This is a genomic window from Inquilinus sp., assembly GCF_057815775.1.
Genome location: NZ_JBYRFX010000502.1, coordinates 1 through 3,850 on the forward strand (window position 1 = coordinate 1; position 3,850 = coordinate 3,850).

At 61.8% G+C, this 3,850-nt stretch carries 4 protein-coding genes; 3 read left to right on the plus strand and 1 reads right to left on the minus strand.

Annotated features, from left to right (window positions below; genetic code table 11):
- Positions 1-1,052, minus strand: a 1,052-nt coding sequence (locus AC3XYG_RS17690) for an NYN domain-containing protein (RefSeq protein WP_489141167.1), incomplete at its 3' end; no start/stop codon positions are given.
- A 391-nt stretch (positions 1,053-1,443) separates the two neighbouring features.
- On the opposite strand from AC3XYG_RS17690, the gene AC3XYG_RS17695 reads away from it, so the two are divergent.
- From AC3XYG_RS17695 to clpX, 3 genes are all read left to right on the plus strand, one after another.
- Positions 1,444-1,764: a hypothetical protein gene (locus tag AC3XYG_RS17695; RefSeq protein WP_489141168.1), complete on the plus strand. Its 321-nt coding sequence runs from the start codon at positions 1,444-1,446 to the stop codon at positions 1,762-1,764.
- 191 nt (positions 1,765-1,955) lie between these two features.
- Positions 1,956-2,597: an ATP-dependent Clp endopeptidase proteolytic subunit ClpP gene (clpP, locus tag AC3XYG_RS17700; RefSeq protein ID WP_489141169.1), complete on the plus strand. Its 642-nt coding sequence runs from the start codon at positions 1,956-1,958 to the stop codon at positions 2,595-2,597.
- 221 nt (positions 2,598-2,818) lie between these two features.
- A partial coding sequence (gene clpX, locus AC3XYG_RS17705; protein ID WP_489141170.1) for an ATP-dependent Clp protease ATP-binding subunit ClpX occupies positions 2,819-3,850 on the plus strand: 1,032 nt, incomplete at its 3' end.

The following is a 3,850-nucleotide window of genomic DNA, read 5'->3' on the forward strand; positions in this document are numbered from 1 at the left end:
CCGTATCGAGGGAGGACATACTCATCCGCACAGTGGTCGTACAGACAATTGAAATCTTGGTAATCAGAGCCGCCCAAAGCTGCAGCGAGGATTGAGCTCTGCCGTTCAATCAGCTCGCGTTCGGCGCCCAGCAGGGAAATGATCGGATTGCGCGATCCCGAGCTGGCGTCCAGCGCTACATAATCGTTCCGCAAAAAATAGCCTTGGTTCTGTGGAAGATTCGGCCACTGAATGAAACGGTATCCTTGGTTAGCGAAATGCATGTCAAAGAATTGCTGCGGGCTCTTTTTCGAGCCCTTGCCCTTCCACGCCCGGCCGGTGAAGTCCTTCCATGCGGAGAACAGCCCGCGTGAATCCACGATGACCGGAGATGACGCAACGATTCGACCAACAAAACCCGCGGGGGTCAGCTCCCTCAAGGGCGTCGAATGCAGATAGGCCGGATCGGCCTCGAATGTCGCTGGGAATTCCTCCTTGGCTTTTGCACGTCCTTTTCCTGACAGCATCGAAGCGACGGACTTCACTTTCGCGACGATCTTTTTACGGCGCGACGGCACAGGCGCCAGCCGGCTGGCCTTCGCCTTCCCAGAGTATCCGGCAGGCGCGTCGGTCCCGGTATACAGCAGGTGGAATTCCATTTTATAGCTGATCACTCGGCTCGCCACGTGCGTAAAATCGGAATCATTAGTGGCGACGATGACGACGTCAAAGTCAGGATCCCTGCAGGATTCCTCGATGATGTCTACGGCGATCTTTATGTCTACGCTGTTCTTTCCCTTGCGGCAGTTTACGGGGACAGGGTCAATATCATAGTCGGCCAGTTGCGTTGCATCGTCAGCCATGATCTCGCTGATTTCGCGTGCGGATGCATAGAGGCGAGCTCGTTCCTGAGCATAACCGGTTTCTGCACAATAGGCTATTATTCCTGGGACGTATCTCACGGGGACATTCTGTCCGTCGATTATTAGGTTGTATTTTTTCTCCAAACCGTTCCCTCCCCAATACGGCGATCGGCCGCAAACCAACGGTTTGAACAGACGCAATATGTGCATTGTTGTCAATTGAGCGCGATCAAACTATGATGGTAATGCATCTTGCTAGGCGGCCAGTATGTTCAAATGGCGAAAAGTTGTTGTGGCGTTCGTATCCGCCTCCGCGGCAACTTTGCTGACGGGTTGCAACGCACGCGGTCCCACCCAATCCCAAGAATCGGCCCGGGTTGCATACGGCACTCAGGCGCCGCCGTCGCGGCCGGCTCCAACGGTTGTGGACGAGAGGTCCGATTGTGCGCCCGGTGCCCCGCCCGCTTCCCTGGCGAACGCGGTCGATGTTCTGCATGCGCATTGCGACAGGGCGAGAGCGGTTGCCATCGTTGCCTCGGTAGGGGCTCTTGCCTTCGGCGCCCGGTTCGGGGGCGCGGCCGGCGGGGCGGCGGCCGAGGAGATGGGGGCCGCAGAAATCGCCACGACGGCGCGGACGCTGGTGACTGGCGCAAGGATCGGGGGTTCCGTCGGGCAGGCGATGAACGACGACCGGGACCGGGACTTCGACACGACCGGCGCCGCAGCCTACGACCAGGCGCAATATGCTGGCGGGACGACGGCAAACGACGATCGCCATGCATCGCCATCTCAAGAGGGTGACAGACCGGGGCCGGTGACCGTTACGGATTTGGGTGACGGCAATTATGACGTGACGATGTCGGACGGAAAGAAATATCGCATGACGGCCGAACAACTGGACGCCGCCTATCGCGCGTGGTGAATCGCATTTCGAAGGGGACTCCGTCACCAATGGCCGCCTGGGCCTCGGATACCGGGAGCGCGCGCCTTACCTGTGGCTCCGCCGCTCATCCCCGCCACTTATGCGCGCGCTCGCTCGGGGCTTGAACCTTGGCGCAAAGGCTCCGATGTTGGCCGCCTGACCCACTTCACAGACAGGATTTCCACGCCGCCATGGAGCATCAGGACATCATCAGCCAGCTTGTGCCCATCGTCATCGAGCAATCGAATCGCGGCGAGCGCAGCTTCGACATCTATTCGCGGCTGCTGCGCGAGCGGATCGTCTTCGTCACCGGCGGGGTCGAGGACCATATGGCGACCTTGATCACGGCGCAGCTCCTCTATCTGGAGAGCGAGAATCCCAAGAAGGACATCTACATGTACATCAACTCGCCGGGCGGGGTGGTGACGGCGGGCATGGCGATCCACGATACGATGAACTACATCCGCCCCAAGGTCGGAACCGTCTGCATCGGCCAGGCCGCCTCGATGGGCGCCTTCCTCCTGTCCGCCGGCGAGCCGGGCATGCGGGTCGCGCTCTCCAACGCGCGGATCATGATCCACCAGCCCTCGGGTGGCGCCCAGGGCATGGCCTCCGACATCGAGATCCAGGCGCGCGAGATCCTGCGCATCCGCCACCGCATGAACGAGCTGATGGCCCAATATACCGGCCAGACGATCGAGGAGATCGAGAAGAACGTCGAGCGCGACAAATTCTTCTCCGCCGAGGAGGCCAGGGTGTTCGGCCTGGTCGACGAGGTGTTCGACAAGCGCCCGCAGCCTGCCGACGAGGATGCAGCCAAGAAGGCGGCCTGACGGCGGGGACGAAAGCCGATCGTCCCGGCTTTCCTCGCCGTTCGGGGCTTGTGCCGCCGGGGGCCAGCCGCCACATTCATCGGGCAGGGCCCGGCGGCCGGGCCTGTGGCCGGAAAGCCGCGCGGGAACGCCTTAACGTTTAGGCCATTGTCCTCGCGTATATTTGGCGTCAGGATGGCCGACGCAAAAAGGGAAGGGGCTTCGGGCCCCCAAGAGAGTCTATGACGAAATTGAGCGGCGGCGACAGCAAGAGCACCCTCTACTGCTCGTTCTGCGGCAAATCGCAGCACGAGGTGAGGAAGCTGATCGCCGGCCCGACCGTGTTCATTTGCGACGAATGCGTCGAGCTGTGCAACGACATCATCCGCGAGGAGACCAAGTCGGCCCTCGTGAAGACCCGCGACGGCGTTCCGACGCCGGCGGAGATCTGCAAGGTGCTCGACGATTATGTGATCGGCCAGATGCACGCCAAGCGCGTCCTCTCGGTCGCGGTCAATAATCACTACAAGCGCCTCGCCCACGGCGCCAAGGGCGCCGACGTCGAACTCGCCAAATCCAACATTTTGCTCGTCGGCCCGACCGGCTGCGGCAAGACCCTGCTGGCGCAGACGCTGGCGCGGATCCTCGACGTGCCCTTCACCATGGCCGATGCGACGACCCTGACCGAAGCGGGCTATGTCGGCGAGGATGTCGAGAACATCATCCTCAAGCTGCTCCAGGCCAGTGATTACAATGTCGAGCGGGCGCAGCGCGGCATCGTCTATATCGACGAGATTGACAAGATCAGCCGCAAGTCGGACAATCCCTCGATCACCCGCGACGTCTCGGGCGAGGGCGTCCAGCAGGCGCTGCTGAAGCTGATGGAGGGCACCACGGCCTCCGTCCCCCCGCAGGGCGGCCGCAAGCACCCGCAGCAGGAATTCCTGCAGGTCGACACGACCAACATCCTCTTCATCTGCGGCGGCGCCTTCGCCGGCCTCGAGAAGATCATCGGCGACCGGCTCGAGGGCAAGTCGATCGGCTTCGGCGCCCATGTCGCCGCGCCCGACGAAAGGCGCACCGGCGAGGTGCTGCGCCACACCGAGCCGGAGGATCTGCTGAAGTTCGGCCTGATCCCCGAATTCGTCGGCCGCCTGCCGGTGATCGCGACGCTCGAGGATCTCGACGTCGACGCCCTGGTCAAGATCCTGCAGGAGCCGAAGAACGCGCTGGTCAAGCAGTACCAGAAATTGTTCGACATGGAGGACGTGCGC

Coding starts and splice junctions, on each gene's coding strand:
- AC3XYG_RS17695 (WP_489141168.1), top strand. CDS start 1,444: ATGGGGGCCGCAGAAATCGCCACGACGGCGCGGACGCTGGTGACTGGC.
- clpP (WP_489141169.1), top strand. CDS start 1,956: ATGGAGCATCAGGACATCATCAGCCAGCTTGTGCCCATCGTCATCGAG.